Below are 17,041 nucleotides of genomic sequence, written 5' to 3'. Positions count from 1 at the left end.
CCGCTCGAATGGAATCACCACTTGCCGGATGGCAACTGGAACCAAGGAGAAGAGACGTGGCACGTATCGCTGGCGTCAACATCCCGACCGCGAAGCGCGTTGTTATTGCGCTGACCTACATTCACGGGATCGGTCCGAAATTCGCGCAGGAAATCATGGACAAGGTCGGTCTTCCGGCTGAGAAGCGCGTTCATCAGCTGACGGATGCTGAAGTTCTTCAGATCCGCGAAGCCATCGACCGCGACTACCAGGTCGAAGGCGACCTGCGTCGCGAGACCTCGATGAACATCAAGCGTCTGATGGACCTCGGTTGCTACCGCGGCCTGCGTCACCGTCGTGGCCTTCCGGTCCGCGGTCAGCGCACGCACACCAACGCCCGCACCCGCAAGGGTCCGGCGAAGGCTATCGCTGGTAAGAAGAAGTAATTTTCCGGTTCTCCGGAAAGGGGAGGCTGGTGCAGTCCGCGCCAGCCTTTCTGAGTTTGGCGTGAAGCTCCGATGGGGTTGAACGCCGGTGTAGCCGCTGGTGTTACGGCGGTGAAGAGATCAATGAAAGGTATAAAATGGCCAAGGAAGCCGCACGTATTCGCCGTCGCGAACGTAAGAACATCACGTCGGGCGTCGCGCACGTCAACTCGACGTTCAACAACACGATGATCACCATCACTGACGCACAGGGCAACGCCATTGCCTGGTCGTCTGCTGGTGCCAAGGGCTTCAAGGGTTCGCGCAAGTCGACCCCGTTCGCTGCCCAGATCGCTGCTGAAGATTGCGCGAAGAAGGCTCAGGAACACGGCATGAAGTCGCTTGAAGTTGAAGTTTGCGGTCCGGGTTCCGGCCGTGAATCGGCACTTCGCGCCCTGCAGGCTGCCGGTTTCATGATCACTTCCATTCGCGACGTGACGCCGATCCCGCACAACGGTTGCCGTCCGCGCAAGAAGCGCCGCGTCTGACGCGACCGTGGTTCGGAAATTCCGCCTTACCTCAGGTCTGGCGGAATTTTCGTGTATCTGGCGTGTGCGCGTCGATTTCGATCGGCGGACTTGCGCTCAAGAACCCACCAATGAACCGCTGAATTAGGTTCCTCTCGGTGTTTTCATGCTCGGTCCGTCACGATTGGATGGTGGCGGCGAACGGAAGGTTTAAAGATGATTCAGAAGAACTGGCAGGAACTTATCAAGCCGAACAAGGTCGAGTTCACCTCGTCCAGCCGCACTAAGGCAACGCTGGTTGCCGAGCCGCTGGAGCGTGGTTTCGGTCTTACCCTCGGCAACGCGCTGCGTCGCGTTCTGTTGTCTTCTCTGCGTGGCGCCGCTGTGACGGCCGTGCAGATCGACGGTGTCCTGCACGAATTCTCCTCCATCCCCGGCGTTCGGGAAGATGTGACGGATATCGTGCTCAACATCAAGGAAATCGCCATCAAGATGGACGGCGATGATTCCAAGCGCATGGTCGTGCGCAAGCAGGGTCCGGGCGCCGTGACCGCTGGTGACATCCAGACGGTTGGCGATATCGAGATCCTGAACCCCGACCACGTGATCTGCACGCTGGACGATGGCGCTGAAATCCGCATGGAATTCACCGTCAACAACGGCAAGGGTTACGTACCGGCTGAGCGCAACCGCGCGGAAGATGCCCCGATCGGTCTCATTCCGGTGGACAGCCTCTATTCTCCGGTCAAGAAAGTGTCCTACAAGGTGGAAAACACCCGTGAAGGCCAGGTTCTCGACTATGACAAGCTGATCATGACGATCGAGACCAACGGTTCGGTTTCCGGCGAAGACGCCGTTGCCTTCGCCGCTCGCATTCTTCAGGACCAGCTCGGCGTCTTCGTCAACTTCGACGAGCCGCAGAAGGAAGCAGAAGAAGAATCGGTTACCGAACTTGCGTTCAACCCGGCGCTTCTCAAGAAGGTCGACGAGCTCGAATTGTCCGTTCGTTCGGCAAACTGCCTGAAGAACGACAACATCGTTTATATCGGCGACCTGATCCAGAAGACCGAAGCCGAAATGCTTCGCACGCCGAACTTCGGTCGCAAGTCGCTGAACGAAATCAAGGAAGTTCTCGCTTCCATGGGTCTGCACCTCGGTATGGAAGTGCCGGCATGGCCGCCTGAGAACATCGAAGATCTCGCAAAGCGTTACGAAGACCAGTACTAACAATCAAAAAGGCAGACCCTTTAAAGACTGCCTTTCCCCGTCAAACAGCAGGTAAGTCACCTGCATGTGCCAGGAAACGGCAGGCCTTAGAGAAGGAACCTGCGAAGAAGGAGAATAGCAATGCGCCACGGTAATTCAGGCCGCAAGCTCAATAGAACCGCCAGCCACCGCAAGGCAATGTTTGCCAACATGGCTGCTTCGCTCATCACCCATGAGCAGATCGTAACCACGCTTCCGAAGGCGAAGGAAATTCGCCCGATCGTTGAGAAGCTCGTCACCCTCGGCAAGCGCGGCGACCTGCACGCTCGTCGTCAGGCGATCTCGCAGATCAAGGATCAGGACGCCGTTCGCAAGCTGTTCGACGCGATCGCAGCCCGCTACGCAAACCGCAACGGCGGCTACCTGCGTATCATGAAGGCCGGCTTCCGCCAGGGCGACAATGCCGCTCTCGCCGTCATCGAATTCGTCGAGCGCGACGTTGACGCCAAGGGCGCAGCCGACAAGGCTCGCGTTGCCGCTGAAGCTGCTGCTGCCGAAGCTGCATAAGGTTTGACGCCGTTCAGGCGTCATGAGTTAAAAAAGCCGGGCGAGAGATCGCCCGGCTTTTTCGCGTTAATTTATCTGTTCAGAGTTAGCGGCCTGGCAAACACCGGCTGATCTGGAGAAGAAGATCGGCAATGGGCGCGGTCAAATAAAATCGGTCAGAAGCGTGATGCGCTTGCCAAAGCACTTGCAGGTCTTCTTCTGTAATCTCGCCGCTTTCAATGCGTTGGACCAGTTGAGAGAGGGCTTGCAGATGCGTGTCGCCCAAGGCTTGCGCAATTCGAGCGGGAGCGAAGGCCACGCCGTCGGCCGCGGCGTTGAATATTTTGGACAGCGCAGCTTGAGCGCTGCTGGAAATGTTAGACCGGTGGGAAGCGCTTCGATTTCGATCAGTCGGCTTCATGATTTGGACTGATGTTGCAGAGGTCTCCTGTCGGCGCGTCTTCCCCGCTTGCGTTGCATAATCGAAGGCCGCACCAGCCTATAGCCGAGCAATACTACCATCGTGCTGATATAAAACACCGGCTCCAGCGTGGTCGACTTTCGCGCCAGCACGAAATGCAGCACGCCGACGATGAGCACGAGATAGACGAGTTTGTGCAGCGTGTTCCAGCGGCTGCCGAGTTTGCGGATCGACCAGCGGTTGGAGGTGAGCGCCAGCGGTATGAGCATGAGAAGGCCGGCCATGCCGAGCATGATATAGGGGCGCTTCAGAATATCGCCGGCGATGGAACCGAGGATCAGGCCGCGATCCAGCACCAGATAGACGGTGAAATGCGCCAGCACGTAATAAAAGGCGATCAGCCCCAGCGCGCGGCGATAGGCGATGAGGTTGATGTTGAAGAGATCGCGCAGCGGCGTCACCAGAAGCCCGAGGCACAGGAAGCGCAGCGCCCAGATGCCGAGCAGGTGCTCGAAATCCTTGACCGGGTTGAAGCCGAGGCCGCCGGTTGCGGCGAGATAGAAATACCAGAGGCCCGGACAGAGGCCGATCACATAAAGCGACCAGATGGCCGCCGGCTGGTAACGCTTCGGCAGCGAGGGAAGAGGCAGGGCGAAGGCCATGGTCAATAATTCGCTTTCAGGTCCATGCCGGCATAGAGGCTCGCCACCTCGTCATAACCGTTGAACATCAGGGTAGGGCGGTTCTGGGTGCCAAAGAAGCCGCCTTCGCCGATGCGCTGTTCCGTCGCCTGGCTCCAGCGCGGATGGTCGACATTCGGGTTGACGTTGGAATAGAAGCCATATTCGCGGGCGTTGGAATTTTTCCACGTCGTTTCCGGCTGTTTCTCGACCAGCGAGATGCGGACGATGGATTTGATGCCCTTGAAACCGTATTTCCAGGGCACGACGAGGCGGATCGGCGCACCGTTCTGGTTCGGCAGCGTCTCTCCATAAAGGCCAACGGCGAGAATGGTGAGCGGATGGCGTGCTTCATCGAGGCGAAGCCCCTCGACATAGGGCCAGGAGAGAGGCTGGAAGAGGCCGCTTTGCCCCGGCATTTCGTCCGGCCGCACCACGGTTTCGAAAGCGACATATTTCGCGCTGCCAAGCGGCTCCACCTTGTCGAGAAGGGTGGCGAGCGGGAAGCCGATCCACGGAATGACCATCGACCAGCCCTCGACGCAGCGCATGCGGTAAGTGCGCTCTTCGAGAGGATATTTCATCAGCTCTTCAATGCCAAATTCCTGCGGTTTGGAGACGAGGCCATCCACCTTCACCGTCCATGGGGTAGGCTTGAACTTGCCGGAGTTTTCCTTCGGGTCAGATTTTCCAACACCGAATTCGTAGAAATTATTATAGCTGGTGACAGCATCGAGCGGGGTGAGCTTCTCGTCCAGCTTGTAGGCGCCGGGTTTTGCGGAAAGCGGCGCGGCAACAGCCTCGCGCCCGGCCAGTCCGATTGCCGCCAGCCCTGCCGCCGTGCCGAGGAAGCCACGTCTGGACAGGTAGATATTCTTCGGCGTGATTTCATTTGCCGAGATGAGGGGCGGGCGATAGGCGGGCATTGGAACCTCCACAAAAGCCGGGTACATCGGCGATAAATCGATTATGATAGCCAATACGGCCGCTGCACAGATATGTTTCAGCGCTCTGCGGAAAAACAACGGTGGGGCGGCGGAAATCGCGCATTTGTGATGAAGGCGCGGCCCGATAGCACGATGAAGAGAAAGCGTACCGTACCGAACCGTACTGTTTTGCCCCAAGGTGACAGTGACAGGGCTTGCGGTTTGCGCTAGAAAAACCGCAAAATAGGGCAGAGGCCGTTTTGACCGCGTTGCGGAAGACGCGTCTTAGCCCAAGAGATTGAGGAAAACACCATGCCAGCCTATCGCTCCAGAACGACAACCCACGGCCGCAACATGGCGGGCGCGCGCGGCCTTTGGCGCGCCACCGGCATGAAGGACAGCGATTTCGGCAAGCCGATCATCGCGGTGGTCAATTCCTTCACGCAGTTCGTGCCGGGCCATGTGCATCTGAAGGATCTCGGTCAGCTCGTTGCCCGCGAAATCGAGGCGGCCGGCGGTGTCGCCAAGGAATTCAACACCATCGCGGTCGATGACGGTATCGCCATGGGCCATGACGGCATGCTCTATTCGCTGCCGTCGCGCGAGATCATCGCGGATTCGGTGGAATATATGGTCAACGCCCATTGCGCCGATGCGATGGTGTGCATTTCCAACTGCGACAAGATCACCCCCGGCATGCTGAATGCGGCGATGCGCCTCAACATCCCCGCGGTCTTCGTTTCCGGCGGTCCGATGGAGGCCGGCAAGGTCGTCCTGCACGGCAAGACGGTTGCGCTCGATCTGGTCGACGCCATGGTTGCAGCTGCAGACGACAAGATTTCCGACGAGGATGTGAAGGTTATCGAGCGTTCGGCCTGCCCGACCTGCGGTTCCTGTTCCGGCATGTTCACGGCCAATTCCATGAACTGTCTGACCGAGGCGCTGGGTCTCTCGCTGCCCGGCAACGGTTCGACGCTCGCCACCCATTCCGATCGCAAGCGGCTGTTCGTCGAAGCCGGTCACCTGATCGTCGATCTGGCGCGCCGTTATTACGAGCAGGAGGACGAAACCGTCCTGCCGCGCACCATCGCCAACAAGGCGGCGTTTGAAAACGCCATGTCGCTGGATATCGCCATGGGCGGTTCCACCAACACGGTGCTGCATATTCTGGCGGCGGCGCATGAGGGAGGCGTCGATTTCGGCATGGAAGACATCGACCGTCTTTCCCGCAAGGTTCCCTGCCTTTCCAAGGTCGCGCCGGCCAAGCAGGACGTGCACATGGAAGATGTTCACCGCGCCGGCGGCATCATGCGCATTCTCGGCGAGCTGGAACGCGGTGGGCTCATCAATCGCGATACCTATACCGTTCATGAGGCGACGCTGGGCGACGCCATCGACCGCTGGGACATCACCCGCACCAACAGCGAGACAGTGCGCCAGTTCTTCAAGGCCGCCCCCGGCGGCGTGCCGACGCAGGTGGCCTTCAGCCAGTCCTCGCGCTGGGACGATCTGGATACGGACGGCGAAAACGGCGTCATCCGCTCGGTCGAGAAGCCTTTCTCCAAGGATGGCGGTCTGGCCGTGCTTTACGGCAACATCGCACTCGACGGCTGCATCGTGAAGACGGCGGGCGTCGATGAATCCATCCTGAAATTCACCGGCCCGGCAGTGGTTTACGAAAGTCAGGATGCGGCGGTGAAGGGCATTCTCGGCAACGAGGTCAAGGCGGGCGACGTCGTCGTCATCCGTTACGAAGGGCCGAAGGGCGGGCCGGGCATGCAGGAAATGCTCTATCCGACCAGTTACCTGAAATCCAAGGGCCTCGGCAAAGCCTGCGCGCTGATTACCGACGGCCGTTTCTCCGGCGGCACCTCCGGCCTTTCCATCGGTCACGCCTCGCCGGAAGCGGCGCAGGGCGGCGCCATCGGCCTCGTGCGCCAGGGCGATCTCATCGAGATTGATATTCCGAACCGTACGATCAACCTGAAGGTCACCGATGCGGAGCTGGCTTCGCGCCGCGCCGAGCAGGAAGAGCTTGGCTGGAAGCCGGAAGCACCACGCAAGCGCAATGTTACGACGGCGCTGAAGGCCTATGCGGCCTTTGCCTCGAGCGCTGACAAGGGCGCAGTGCGGATTTTGCCGGAGTAATTTCCGGATTTCCGTGATGATAAAGCCGCCGTTGATAGACGGCGGCTTTTTTGTGCCGATCACTCTTTATCGAGCCGATAAGGTCGAAGCGGCACGATTTTTCCCCGTTGCCGGCAAAAGGCATTTGCACGGCCGGTCGCAACAAAGCCCAGCTTGTCCATCAGACGGTGCGACGCCCTGTTGTCGAACAGGGGATTGGCATGCAGGGTTCTGATGTTCAGGTGCTGAAAGGCATAATCGATGACGAGGCGTCCGGCTTCTTCTCCATAGCCCTTTCCCCAAACACGGCGATCAAGCCAAAGGCCGAATTCGCCTGAAAGCCCGATGAGACCGACCAGACTGCCATCATCCACAGCCCATACCGGTAGCCGACGCTCAGCAATGCGCCTGATGAGGCGCCGTGCATCATCGGGTTCGAAAGGATAGGCCGTGCGCAGCAGATTGCGCAAAATGAGCGGGTCGTTCGTCAGCCGGGCGAGTGGCGGCGAGTCCGTCATTTTAAAAGGCCGGAGGAGAAGGCGCGATGATTTCAGTTGCGGCATCGTTTCCCGTCTTTGCATTTGCGGCAGGGCAATAGTCCTCAAGATCAGAACCTGATTCAAGCGCTTTGCATCTCGATTCCGGAATGCAGGCCAACGCCCTGTTTTCATACAGATTTCGCGAGACCATCGAATTGGGGTGTGGAAAGAAATAAGGTCACATTGGAGTGATTGGCGGCGTTTCCTCTTTTCATCGCCGTATGGCTTCCTAGCTCAGTGACATGAAAAGACGAACCGCACTCGCCCTTATCGCTTCCCTGCCTTTCGCCCCGCTTGCCCGCGCGCAAAGCACCGGCAACGGCATCCGTTTCGATCCGTTGCTGCGGGAGGCGGATGCGCTTTCCAGCCTCAAGGCGGTCATCGTCAGCATCGATGGCGAAGAGGTCGCGAGCCGCGCCTATCACGGGGCCGGTTTGAACGGCTCCACCAATATCAAGTCGGCCTCGAAATCGATCATCTCGGCGCTGGTGGGCATGGCCATCGATCGCAAGATTCTCGAAGGCGCCGACCAGCCGATCGCGACTGTTCTGCGCGGCGATTTTCCGCAAGATCCCGATCCCCGGCTGGAACGGATCACCGTCGGCAACCTGCTGTCGATGCAATCCGGCCTGGAACGCATGTCCGGCCCCAATTACGGCCGCTGGGTTGCCAGCCGCAACTGGGTGCGGATGGCGCTGGGTTCCGGTTTCGCCGGGGAACCGGGCGGCGGCATGCTTTATTCCACCGGCTCCACCCATCTGCTCTCAGCTATCCTGACAAAAGCTTCCGGCCGTTCGACGCTGTCGCTTGCGCGCGACTGGCTCCGTCCGCTTGAAGGATTTTCCATCGGCGGCTGGGAGCGCGATCCGCAGGGCATCTATCTCGGTGGCAACCAGATGGCGATGACGGCGCGGTCTTTGCTGGCCTTCGGAGAGCTTTATCGCCTGGGTGGTGTGACACCTGGCGGCGAGCGGTTGATTTCGCAGGGCTGGATCGAGCAATCGTGGCGGCAGCGCACCAATTCCGTCTTTAACGGCGACGGTTACGGCTATTGCTGGTTCATCAAGGAGATGGCAGGAGAGACGGTCTATTACGCCTGGGGTTATGGCGGGCAGATGCTCTATATCGTACCCGCCAGACGGCTATCGGTCGTGATGACCTCTCGCGAGGATGCGCCTTCCGCCCGAACCGGTTATCGCGACCAGTTGCATGGCCTTATGGAGACCATCATCCGGGCGGTATAACCTCAAGCGCAAAACGCCGAACTAGGCGGCCAGACGGCGTTTTAGCTGAAGGCCATTGCGGAAGCTTTTTGCGAGAAGGGTGATATTGAGCGCCCCGGCGCAAAGCTCCAGCGCCTGAACGGCGTAGAAGACCCCGCCGTAATCGTTTGAGAGGGCGAAATGCCGAAGCACAAGCGCGCAGGGGACAAGGATCAGCAACCCGTTCAGTGCGATGAGCGGCATACGTTTCTTCTTGGCTGCGACCAGCGGATGTTTCCATTTCGCGCCCATGCGAAAGCCGCTGAAACCCGTGACCGCAAGCGCGGGCGCAAGCACCAGAAACCCCCAGGGAATGGCGAGTTTGACGGTACGGATCGCTTCGCTGGAACCGGAGATTTCGGTGAGCGCGGTGGATAACCAAAAGGCGAGTATGATCGCCAGCGCCAGCGTGCCGGCGACGGGATGAAGGGTTCTCATCGATATAGTCCTTTAGAAGATCGGTTCAGCCTTGCGGCGGATCGGCATCCAGCCCGGCGAAAAGCTGGTTCAGGCAGTCTATGGCGTTACTCAGTTGCTCCGCCTGCATATCCGTGGCTAAACGGCCGGCGAGTTCATTCCATTGCTGCATGGTGGCGGCATAGGCATTCTCGCCTTTTTCGGTAAGGCGAATGAGCTTGGCCCGCTTGTGGTGCGGATTGTTTTCGAAGCAGACAATGTCCTGTCGTTCCATCTCATCGATGAGGCGTTGTACACCCTGCCGGGTCTGGCCCATGTTCCGTGCGATCTGCGCCACGGTCAAAGGCTGGCCGGCAAGCGCCACCGCTCCCAGAACCTGCCAGCGTGCACTGGACAGGCCGAAGGGTGCAGACAGGGCGTCGCCCGCGGCGATCAACGCGCCATTGGTTCGAAAGATGGCCACCGCCAGGGCGGAAAGAATGTGTGCGTTGTCCGTTTTCATGACAACACATTGCCATTTTGACAATATGTTGTCAATATCGGATTTGCGTTACAGCGGCCGGTTGATGCTCTGGAACGCCTCTCCGAGACGTTTCATGCGTTCCTCGTAAGCGCTGGTAAGGCAGGCGACATCCGCCGCGCATTCCTGGCGTTTCTTCAGCCATTGGCTCTGCTCGTCGCGCAGCGTGTCGCGTGCGCCCATGGCCATCAGCTGGGTGAGGATGTCGAAGGTGGTGGCCATCTTCACATCCTGATCGTTCAGCGTGCGGTTGTCGCAGATCGTCTTTTCATCCGCGGCCAGATCGGTCTTTGCGCAATCGAAGCTCGCCGCGTTGGCCAGCGAAATGAAGGAGGGGGCAAGCAGGATGCCGCAGGCAAGGAGGATCGGTTTCAGATGCATAGTCGTCTCTTTTTAAGGACAGTCAGGTGCCGGTGAAACCGAAAAGGGGCGCTGTTGGTTCCAATGTCGCCTACCGATCCATGCCTGGAAAAGGACGGCCATCATCTTGCCGCTCTTTGCTTTACAGGCTTTGGCGTTATAACTCCATCATACTGATGACGATGAGGAATCACATGCGAAGCGTGTTGAAGTATCTGTCCACCGGCTTTCTCGCCGCGCTCATTCTCCTGCCCGTGGGTGCTGCGGCGCAGGATAACAGGACCGTGCCGTCGAGCCACACGGAAATGCAGCTCTCCTTCGCGCCGCTGGTCAAGCGCACCGCGGGCGCGGTGGTGAATGTCTATGCCGAACGCGTCGTGCAGCGGCGTCTGTCGCCCTTTGCCGGTGATCCTTTCTTCGAACAGTTCTTCGGCCAGCAGATGCCGAACCGCACGGAAAAGCAGTCGTCGCTCGGCTCCGGCGTGATCGTGACTGCCGGCGGCCTCGTGGTGACCAACAATCACGTCATCGACGGTGCCGATGACATCAAGGTGGCGCTGGCGGATGGGCGTGAATTTTCCTCCAAGGTGCTGCTGAAGGATGACCGCGTCGACCTCGCCATTCTGCAAATCGATGCGAAGGAGCAGTTCCCTGTGCTGTCGCTCGGCAATTCCGATGCGATTGAAGTGGGTGATCTGGTGCTGGCCATCGGCAACCCCTTCGGTGTCGGCCAGACGGTAACGAGCGGCATCGTTTCGGGCCTGGCGCGCAACCAGGTGACGCAGGGCGATTTCGGCTTCTTCATCCAGACCGACGCTTCCATCAACCCCGGCAATTCCGGCGGCGCATTGATGAATATGGCGGGTGAGTTGATCGGCATCAATACGGCCATCTTCTCCAAGGGCGGCGGCTCGAACGGTATCGGTTTCGCCATTCCCGCCAATCTGGTCCGGGTTTTCGTGGCTGCCGCCGAGCGTGGCGATGCAAGCTTCGAACGGCCCTATATCGGTGCGACCTTCGATCCGGTGACATCGGATGTCGCCGAGGCGCTTGGCCTGCATCGCGCCCGCGGCGCGCTGGTCGTCAGCGTCGTCAAGGGTGGGCCAGCCGAAAAGGCGGGTATCGAGCCCGGACAGGTGGTTACCGCCGTCAATGGCTTCGAGGTGGAACATCCGGATGCGCTGGGTTATCGCCTGACGACCGCTGGCATCGGCAAATCCGCCGAACTGACCGTCATGGACAAGGGCAAAGAGAAAAAGGTGACCATCGCGCTCGATACCGCGCCGGAAACCGCACCGCGCGATGAACGGCTGATCGAGGGCCGCAATCCCTTCGCCGGCGCGACTGTCGCCAATCTTTCGCCGAAGCTTGCCGATGAATTGCGCATGCCCTCGCAGGTGACCGGCGTTGTCATTACCGATGTGAAGCGCGGTTCGCCGGCCTATCGTGTCGGTTTCCAGCCGAAAGACGTGATCCTGTCGCTGAACGGCGCGGATATCGGCACTACCGCCGCTGTCGAGAAGGCGCTGGACGACAATCCCGGCTTCTGGCGGGTGGAAATCCTGCGTGACGGGCAGCGCATCCGGCAGTTCCTGCGATGAGCGACGATCTCTTCGCCCCGCAAGTGCCCGTGGAGGTCGCCAACCGGCGGCCTCTTGCCGATCGTCTGCGTCCGAAGACGCTGGCGGAGGTGAGCGGGCAGCCGCATCTGACGGGCGAGGAGGGCGTGCTGCGCCGCATGATCGATAGCGGCTCGCTGGGATCGATGATCTTCTGGGGGCCGCCCGGCACCGGCAAGACCACGGTTGCTCGCCTGCTTTCCGGCGAGGCGGGTTTGGCTTTCGAGCAGATCTCGGCGATCTTTTCCGGTGTCGCCGACCTCAAGAAGGTTTTCGAAGCGGCGCGCACACGGCGGATGAATGGCCGGCAGACGCTGCTTTTCGTAGACGAGATTCATCGCTTCAACCGCGCCCAGCAGGACAGCTTCCTGCCGGTGATGGAGGATGGCACCATCATTCTGGTGGGCGCCACCACCGAAAATCCGTCTTTCGAACTCAATGCCGCTCTGTTGTCGCGGGCGCGTGTCCTGACGTTCGGCTCGCATGACGAGGACAGTCTCAGCGAACTTCTGAAGCGCGCCGAGGAGGCGGAGGGCAAGCCCCTGCCGCTGACGGAAGAGGCGCGGGCCAGCCTGATCCGCATGGCGGATGGCGATGGTCGCGCTGTGCTGACGCTTGCCGAGGAGGTGTGGCGGGCGGCGCGCAAGGACGAGACCTTCGATACCGAAGGGCTGACGCGCATCGTGCAGCGCCGTGCGCCCGTCTACGACAAGAGCCAGGACGGCCATTACAATCTCATTTCCGCGTTGCATAAGTCGGTGCGCGGTTCGGATCCGGATGCCGCGCTTTATTATCTCGCCCGCATGTTCGATGCCGGCGAAGACCCGCTCTATATCGGCCGGCGGCTGGTGCGTATGGCGGTGGAGGATATCGGCCTTGCCGATCCGCAGGCGCTCGCCGTCTGCAATGCTGCCAAGGATGCCTATGATTATCTCGGCTCACCGGAGGGGGAGCTGGCGCTGGCGCAGGCCTGCGTCTATCTCGCGACCGCGCCGAAATCGAACGCCGTCTATACGGCCTTCAAGTCGGCGATGCGGGCGGCCAAGGAAAACGGCTCGCTGGTGCCGCCGAAACATATTCTGAACGCGCCGACCAAGCTCATGAAGGGCGAGGGTTATGGCGACGGTTACCGTTACGACCATGACGAGCCGGATGCCTTTTCCGGACAGGATTATTTCCCGGAGAAAATGGGGCGCACGACCTTTTACGATCCGCCTGATCGGGGTTTCGAAAGGGAAATCCGCAAGCGTCTGGACTGGTGGGCGAAGCTGCGTCGCGAGCGTGGATCGCGCTAGGATTTTATGCGATTGCGCCGAAAACCGTATCGCGGCCGATCTTAAGAAAAAGATTCAGGCCGCTGGCAAAAAGAGTCGCGAAACCGCGACAACTAGCTGTTTTTTAAGGAAGATCAGGATGCCTTGCGATGCGGTGCCGCCTGCGGCTGCGCGGGCAGCATCTTGACCGAGGATTCCGCCAGGCCGCTATGGCCTTCGGCATCGATCACCAGATGCCAGTGCAATGTCTCGGGAATGGCGATGCGGATCGGCGATTTTTTCGCGACGCCGCCGAGATATTTGAAATCGAGCAGCTCGGTGAAACGCTGGAAATTCGCGCCCGTCATCAGCCGGACATTGTTGACGGCTGACAGGGATATTTCAAGGGTAGTTCCTGCCCGCAATTCCTTCAGGTCATAATGCGTATAGCGAAAATTCGGCCGGGCCATCGCGCCCTCCCTGTAAAGTAATTTCGGTCAAAGAGGATAGGGGCCGCACGGTTAACGGTGTCTTTAAATGCCGCCGGCCGGTTTGAAAATTCACGCTTGCTGTGCCTGTCTGGCATGATGCCGCCAAGGAGTATGAGCATATAAGAATAATACCAACGTATAATATGTGTATTTAATAATAATAAATTTTTTGCCTTTAACATCGGCTGGTCGAAGTGCATCAGCGACGTTGAGGGGGAACATGAAAAACGTAACAATATCTACGCGCCTTTATGCGCTCGTCGCATTGTTTCTGGCAATACTGGCCGCGGCCCTGACATTCAGCCTGTTTGAAAGCTACCACGAGATGGAGCGGGAACGGAAAGCCGGGCTTGCGGCAATGAATGAAACCGCTGTTGCCATTCTCGATCAATATTACCGGCTGGAGCAGGGCGGAAGCCTGACGCGGGAGGCGGCGCAACAGCAGGCCAAGACGACCATTGCGGCAATGCGCTACGGCAATGGCAGCGGCTATTTCTGGATCAACGACATGCATCCCAAAATGGTGATGCATCCGATCAAACCCGAAATGAACGGCACGGACCTTACCGCCAACAAGGACCCGAACGGCAAGGCGTTGTTCGTCGAGTTCGTGAATACGGTCAAGGCGGGCGGCAAGGGCTTTGTCGATTATTACTGGCCGAAGCCCGGCGCGCCGGAGCCGGTCGAGAAATTTTCCCATGTCGCCGGTTTCGCCCCCTGGGGCTGGATTGTCGGCACCGGTGTTTATGTTGACGATCTTGAAGCGGTATTCTGGCGCGACGTTTATTTTAATGGCGGTCTTTGCATCGCCGCCGGTCTTCTGGTTGTCGGCGTGGCCGCAGCCGTCGTGCGCAGCGTGACGCGGCCGATCGATCTTATCCGCCAGAGCATGCGGCGGATTGCCGACGGTGACGGCGCGGCAGATATACAGTTCGCCGACCGTCGCAATGAAATCGGCGCGATTGCCAAGACGCTGCTGGTACTGCGCGACAGCGTCAATGAACGCAGCGCGCTGCAGGCCCGCGAGGCCGACCAGCAGCGGGCACTGGAGCAGGAGCGGCACGGTAACGAGATGGTTCTGCGCTCCGCTTCCGAGCGGCAGGCCCACGCCATGGAGCAATTGGGCGATGCGCTCGAGGCGCTCGCCAATGGCGATCTGACCGTTTCGCTTACGGATATCGGCGCGGATTATGAAAAGCTGCGCATGGACTTCAACCGTGCTGTCGGCGCCTTGCACGGCGCGATCGAGGCGATTGCCAGAACCGGCCATGTGGTCAATGACAGCGCCTCCGATATCAGCGGTGCGACCGGCAATCTTTCCCGCCGGACCGAACAGCAGGCGGCGGCGCTGGAGGAGACGGCGGCGGCTCTGGACGAGATCACCGCCACAGTGCGCACCGCTTCCGAGCGTGCCAACGAGGCCCGGCAGATGGTGCAGGACACGAAAACCAGCGCCGGCCGCTCGGGCGAGATCGTGCGCAATGCTGTCGACGCCATGGGCCGCATCGAGGAGTCTTCGAAGCGCATCGGCCAGATCATCTCGGTCATCGACGAAATCGCCTTCCAGACCAATCTTCTGGCGCTGAATGCCGGTGTGGAAGCGGCGCGTGCGGGCGAGGCCGGGCGTGGTTTTGCCGTGGTGGCGCAGGAGGTTCGCGAACTGGCGCAACGTTCCGCCAATGCGGCCAAGGAAATCAAGACCCTCATCAACCGTTCGGCCGAAGAAGTCGGCGGTGGCGTCGCGCTGGTGCGCTCGACGGGCGATGCGCTGGAGGAGATCGTTGCCTTGGTCAATCGTGTCGATGGCCATGTCAACTCCATCGCCACGGCGGCGCGCGAGCAGGCGACCGGCCTGCAGGAGATCAACACCTCCGTCAACCACATGGACCAGATGACACAGCAAAACGCCGCCATGGTGGAAGAAACGACGGCGGCAAGCCAGACGCTCGCCGAGGAAAGCCGCCAGCTGCGCTCGCTGCTGTCGCGTTTCGAGCTTGGACATGGTGCCGGGCGCGAGGTTTCGCGGGCCGCGTGATTTCAGGTGTTTCAGGAAAGTTAAAGGGCGCGGCTTTGGCCGCGCCCTTTGTTATGGGCAGGACTTTATCCGCCCGCGTGGTCATCGGACGCGATTGTCGCGGTCTTGTGTGGATGGGACTGCGCCAAACACATCATTCGTTATTTCCCGCAACCAATAAGCTTTCGTTTACCTCATTTCTTTAAAATTTATCCTGTATTGCCGCGAATAGCGGCCGCTGAAGGTACAGGTTCTCGTATGGCGTATGTTTCCCTTCCGCGTCGTCTTGTGACGTTGCTGATGATTTCCACGGTCATGGTGTCGTGTTCGGCGGAAGGCCTCGTGCCACCGGCGGAGGTGGACGGCACCACACGCGTCAGCGCCATCCGCTCCTCGCGGCAGCAGGGTTACAGCGCGCCGGCGGGTGCGGTGTATCAGGCCGAGCAGGCCGGGCAGGGCGCCGATTATCCGGCAGCCGTTTCACAACCGATGCCGGAGCCTTACGCCTCGCAGGATCCCCTGCTGCAATCGCCGCAGGGCGGACAGGGTTATTCAACGCTCGATTCCCAGCATCAGGCGCGCATGGCGGCCAGCGGCCATGGCAATATGCCGGCGCAGACAATGCAGGGCCAGACGATGCAGGGGCAGACCATGCCCGCGCAGCAGATGACCAGCAACCAGATCGCCGAAGGCGAAGGCGGCGTGAACATGGATTCCATGCTGGGCGTGGAGCCGGTTCGCGGACTTGCCGAAGAACAGGACGCGGATATTGCCGAAGGCGCGTCTGCGCAGCCGGTGGTGGATGGTATCGGCACGGACAATCCGGTGGCCGTTCCTCCGGCCCGCCAGCCGCAACGGGCCAGCCAATCGCGGCTCATCCCACCGCCGCCGCTCGGCGCCTCCTCCCGTCGTCAGCCGGTGGAAGAGGTGGCGATGGTGATGCCGAACGATCCGATGGCGGGTGGCGGGCTGCAAAGCAACCGCTCGATGCCGCCCGGCATCATGCCATCCTCCGAAGTTGCCTGCCGCTCCGAACTTCGCCGTCTCGGCGTCGCTTTCCGGGATGTTGCGCGCATTGCCGACGGCCCGACCTGCGGTATCGATTATCCGATCGAACTCAGCGGTCTCGCCAGCGGCGTCGCCATCCGGCCGGCGGTGAAGCTCAATTGCCAGGTCACGCTTGCCTTCGCCAAATGGGTGAAGTTCGAGCTCGTGCCATCCTCGCGCTTCCGTTATCTCTCCGGCGTCGGCCGCATTACGCCGATGGGCGGTTATTCCTGCCGCAAGATGAATTCACGCTCCAGCAATCCGTGGTCCGAACATGCACGCGGCAACGCCATCGATATCGGCACCATCACGCTGAAGAATGGCAAGGAAATCGACGTTCGCAGCAAGAGCTTCTTCGCCTTCCGCGAAAAAGCGCTGCTGAAGGCGGTGAGGTCCGATAGCTGCAAATATTTCTCCACCGTTCTCGGACCGGGCAGCGATCCCAATCACTGGAACCATTTTCACTTCGACCTGCGCACCCGCAAGTCAGGTTACAGGCATTGTGACTAGGGGGATTGAGACTCGAACGGCGTGATTGGGCAGGGCTATAGTCGGGCGGCGTTTTAGACGCTCGCTGTAATGCGTCATGTTTGCAACTTCCGTCATTCCGGCCTTGAGCCGGAATCCAGCCGACGCGCGTCTGCGCGACGGGAAGACTCCTTTCAGCTCAAGGACTTGAGCT

General features: G+C 60.0%; 18 protein-coding genes. 10 read left to right on the top strand and 8 right to left on the bottom strand.

The window, feature by feature from the left end:
- The first annotated feature begins 56 nt into the window (after positions 1 to 56).
- The 4 genes from rpsM (at position 57) to rplQ (ending at position 2,704) form a co-directional block, all read left to right on the top strand.
- Positions 57 to 425, top strand: coding sequence for a 30S ribosomal protein S13 (gene rpsM, locus ACQZ60_RS09575; protein WP_035263425.1), 369 nt, complete (start codon positions 57 to 59; stop codon positions 423 to 425).
- A 137-nt stretch (positions 426 to 562) separates the two neighbouring features.
- On the top strand, positions 563 to 952 hold the full coding sequence (rpsK, locus tag ACQZ60_RS09570) for a 30S ribosomal protein S11 (protein WP_003521013.1): 390 nt from the start codon (positions 563 to 565) through the stop codon (positions 950 to 952).
- Between the two features lie 195 nt (positions 953 to 1,147).
- Entirely contained in the window at positions 1,148 to 2,158 is a 1,011-nt protein-coding gene (locus ACQZ60_RS09565) for a DNA-directed RNA polymerase subunit alpha (protein ID WP_003495228.1), read from the top strand.
- A gap of 120 nt (positions 2,159 to 2,278) precedes the next feature.
- On the top strand, positions 2,279 to 2,704 hold the full coding sequence (gene rplQ / locus ACQZ60_RS09560) for a 50S ribosomal protein L17 (protein WP_003521014.1): 426 nt from the start codon (positions 2,279 to 2,281) through the stop codon (positions 2,702 to 2,704).
- An 85-nt stretch (positions 2,705 to 2,789) separates the two neighbouring features.
- On the opposite strand, the gene ACQZ60_RS09555 is transcribed toward rplQ, so the two are convergent.
- The 3 genes from ACQZ60_RS09555 to msrP are packed head-to-tail and all read right to left on the bottom strand — an operon-like array spanning position 2,790 to position 4,710.
- The gene (locus ACQZ60_RS09555) at positions 2,790 to 3,104 is read right to left on the bottom strand and encodes a hypothetical protein (RefSeq protein ID WP_448735144.1); all 315 of its coding nucleotides are present in this window, start codon (positions 3,102 to 3,104) and stop codon (positions 2,790 to 2,792) included.
- Positions 3,101 to 3,766, bottom strand: coding sequence for a protein-methionine-sulfoxide reductase heme-binding subunit MsrQ (gene msrQ, locus ACQZ60_RS09550; protein ID WP_448735143.1), 666 nt, complete (start codon positions 3,764 to 3,766; stop codon positions 3,101 to 3,103). The genes ACQZ60_RS09555 and msrQ overlap by 4 nt, the downstream gene beginning before the upstream one ends.
- A gap of 2 nt (positions 3,767 to 3,768) precedes the next feature.
- Positions 3,769 to 4,710: a protein-methionine-sulfoxide reductase catalytic subunit MsrP gene (msrP, locus tag ACQZ60_RS09545; protein ID WP_020809721.1), complete on the bottom strand. Its 942-nt coding sequence runs from the start codon at positions 4,708 to 4,710 to the stop codon at positions 3,769 to 3,771.
- Between the two features lie 312 nt (positions 4,711 to 5,022).
- Here msrP and ilvD point away from each other — a divergent pair, with 312 nt between their 5' ends.
- Positions 5,023 to 6,858, top strand: coding sequence for a dihydroxy-acid dehydratase (gene ilvD, locus ACQZ60_RS09540; RefSeq protein ID WP_003521018.1), 1,836 nt, complete (start codon positions 5,023 to 5,025; stop codon positions 6,856 to 6,858).
- A gap of 59 nt (positions 6,859 to 6,917) precedes the next feature.
- Here ilvD and ACQZ60_RS09535 read toward each other — a convergent pair whose 3' ends face one another.
- Positions 6,918 to 7,460, bottom strand: a complete 543-nt coding sequence (locus ACQZ60_RS09535; protein ID WP_183044092.1) for a GNAT family N-acetyltransferase — start codon at positions 7,458 to 7,460, stop codon at positions 6,918 to 6,920.
- 158 nt (positions 7,461 to 7,618) lie between these two features.
- On the opposite strand from ACQZ60_RS09535, the gene ACQZ60_RS09530 reads away from it, so the two are divergent.
- On the top strand, positions 7,619 to 8,620 hold the full coding sequence (locus ACQZ60_RS09530; protein ID WP_020809719.1) for a serine hydrolase domain-containing protein: 1,002 nt from the start codon (positions 7,619 to 7,621) through the stop codon (positions 8,618 to 8,620).
- Between the two features lie 21 nt (positions 8,621 to 8,641).
- Here ACQZ60_RS09530 and ACQZ60_RS09525 read toward each other — a convergent pair whose 3' ends face one another.
- From ACQZ60_RS09525 to ACQZ60_RS09515, 3 genes are read right to left on the bottom strand one after another with little or no spacing between them, the layout of a single operon-like run.
- Complete coding sequence (locus ACQZ60_RS09525; RefSeq protein ID WP_020809718.1) at positions 8,642 to 9,076, bottom strand: hypothetical protein; 435 nt, start codon at positions 9,074 to 9,076, stop codon at positions 8,642 to 8,644.
- A 25-nt stretch (positions 9,077 to 9,101) separates the two neighbouring features.
- Positions 9,102 to 9,557, bottom strand: coding sequence for a MarR family winged helix-turn-helix transcriptional regulator (locus ACQZ60_RS09520; protein WP_020809717.1), 456 nt, complete (start codon positions 9,555 to 9,557; stop codon positions 9,102 to 9,104).
- A 48-nt stretch (positions 9,558 to 9,605) separates the two neighbouring features.
- Positions 9,606 to 9,956, bottom strand: coding sequence for a lysozyme inhibitor LprI family protein (locus tag ACQZ60_RS09515; RefSeq protein ID WP_448735142.1), 351 nt, complete (start codon positions 9,954 to 9,956; stop codon positions 9,606 to 9,608).
- Between the two features lie 173 nt (positions 9,957 to 10,129).
- On the opposite strand from ACQZ60_RS09515, the gene ACQZ60_RS09510 reads away from it, so the two are divergent.
- Both ACQZ60_RS09510 and ACQZ60_RS09505 read left to right on the top strand, forming a co-directional pair.
- The gene (locus ACQZ60_RS09510; RefSeq protein ID WP_003520388.1) at positions 10,130 to 11,536 is read left to right on the top strand and encodes a DegQ family serine endoprotease; all 1,407 of its coding nucleotides are present in this window, start codon (positions 10,130 to 10,132) and stop codon (positions 11,534 to 11,536) included.
- Positions 11,533 to 12,849 carry a replication-associated recombination protein A gene (locus ACQZ60_RS09505; protein WP_065655903.1) on the top strand — a complete coding sequence of 439 codons (1,317 nt, stop codon included), beginning with the start codon at positions 11,533 to 11,535 and terminating at the stop codon, positions 12,847 to 12,849. Before ACQZ60_RS09510 ends, ACQZ60_RS09505 begins: the two co-directional genes overlap by 4 nt.
- Positions 12,850 to 12,962: 113 nt before the next feature.
- Here ACQZ60_RS09505 and ACQZ60_RS09500 read toward each other — a convergent pair whose 3' ends face one another.
- Entirely contained in the window at positions 12,963 to 13,277 is a 315-nt protein-coding gene (locus ACQZ60_RS09500; protein WP_003520391.1) for a DUF1883 domain-containing protein, read from the bottom strand.
- A 241-nt stretch (positions 13,278 to 13,518) separates the two neighbouring features.
- Here ACQZ60_RS09500 and ACQZ60_RS09495 point away from each other — a divergent pair, with 241 nt between their 5' ends.
- Together ACQZ60_RS09495 and ACQZ60_RS09490 are read left to right on the top strand one after the other, a co-directional pair.
- Entirely contained in the window at positions 13,519 to 15,333 is a 1,815-nt protein-coding gene (locus tag ACQZ60_RS09495; RefSeq protein WP_448735141.1) for a methyl-accepting chemotaxis protein, read from the top strand.
- Positions 15,334 to 15,570: 237 nt separating this feature from the next.
- Positions 15,571 to 16,869: an extensin-like domain-containing protein gene (locus tag ACQZ60_RS09490; RefSeq protein ID WP_448735140.1), complete on the top strand. Its 1,299-nt coding sequence runs from the start codon at positions 15,571 to 15,573 to the stop codon at positions 16,867 to 16,869.
- The last annotated feature ends 172 nt before the right edge of the window (positions 16,870 to 17,041 follow it).

Source organism: Agrobacterium sp. 22-223-1, assembly GCF_053522385.1.
This window is presented reverse-complemented; position numbering and strand designations above follow the sequence as displayed.

Excerpts from the sequence above, each read along its gene's own strand:
- rpsK (WP_003521013.1), top strand. The coding sequence starts at position 563 with ATGGCCAAGGAAGCCGCACGTATTCGCCGTCGCGAACGTAAGAACATC.
- ACQZ60_RS09565 (WP_003495228.1), top strand. The coding sequence starts at position 1,148 with ATGATTCAGAAGAACTGGCAGGAACTTATCAAGCCGAACAAGGTCGAG.
- rplQ (WP_003521014.1), top strand. The coding sequence starts at position 2,279 with ATGCGCCACGGTAATTCAGGCCGCAAGCTCAATAGAACCGCCAGCCAC.
- ACQZ60_RS09555 (WP_448735144.1), bottom strand. The coding sequence starts at position 3,104 with ATGAAGCCGACTGATCGAAATCGAAGCGCTTCCCACCGGTCTAACATT.
- msrQ (WP_448735143.1), bottom strand. The coding sequence starts at position 3,766 with ATGGCCTTCGCCCTGCCTCTTCCCTCGCTGCCGAAGCGTTACCAGCCG.
- msrP (WP_020809721.1), bottom strand. The coding sequence starts at position 4,710 with ATGCCCGCCTATCGCCCGCCCCTCATCTCGGCAAATGAAATCACGCCG.
- ilvD (WP_003521018.1), top strand. The coding sequence starts at position 5,023 with ATGCCAGCCTATCGCTCCAGAACGACAACCCACGGCCGCAACATGGCG.
- ACQZ60_RS09530 (WP_020809719.1), top strand. The coding sequence starts at position 7,619 with ATGAAAAGACGAACCGCACTCGCCCTTATCGCTTCCCTGCCTTTCGCC.
- ACQZ60_RS09525 (WP_020809718.1), bottom strand. The coding sequence starts at position 9,076 with ATGAGAACCCTTCATCCCGTCGCCGGCACGCTGGCGCTGGCGATCATA.
- ACQZ60_RS09520 (WP_020809717.1), bottom strand. The coding sequence starts at position 9,557 with ATGAAAACGGACAACGCACACATTCTTTCCGCCCTGGCGGTGGCCATC.
- ACQZ60_RS09515 (WP_448735142.1), bottom strand. The coding sequence starts at position 9,956 with ATGCATCTGAAACCGATCCTCCTTGCCTGCGGCATCCTGCTTGCCCCC.
- ACQZ60_RS09510 (WP_003520388.1), top strand. The coding sequence starts at position 10,130 with ATGCGAAGCGTGTTGAAGTATCTGTCCACCGGCTTTCTCGCCGCGCTC.
- ACQZ60_RS09505 (WP_065655903.1), top strand. The coding sequence starts at position 11,533 with ATGAGCGACGATCTCTTCGCCCCGCAAGTGCCCGTGGAGGTCGCCAAC.
- ACQZ60_RS09500 (WP_003520391.1), bottom strand. The coding sequence starts at position 13,277 with ATGGCCCGGCCGAATTTTCGCTATACGCATTATGACCTGAAGGAATTG.
- ACQZ60_RS09495 (WP_448735141.1), top strand. The coding sequence starts at position 13,519 with ATGAAAAACGTAACAATATCTACGCGCCTTTATGCGCTCGTCGCATTG.
- ACQZ60_RS09490 (WP_448735140.1), top strand. The coding sequence starts at position 15,571 with ATGGCGTATGTTTCCCTTCCGCGTCGTCTTGTGACGTTGCTGATGATT.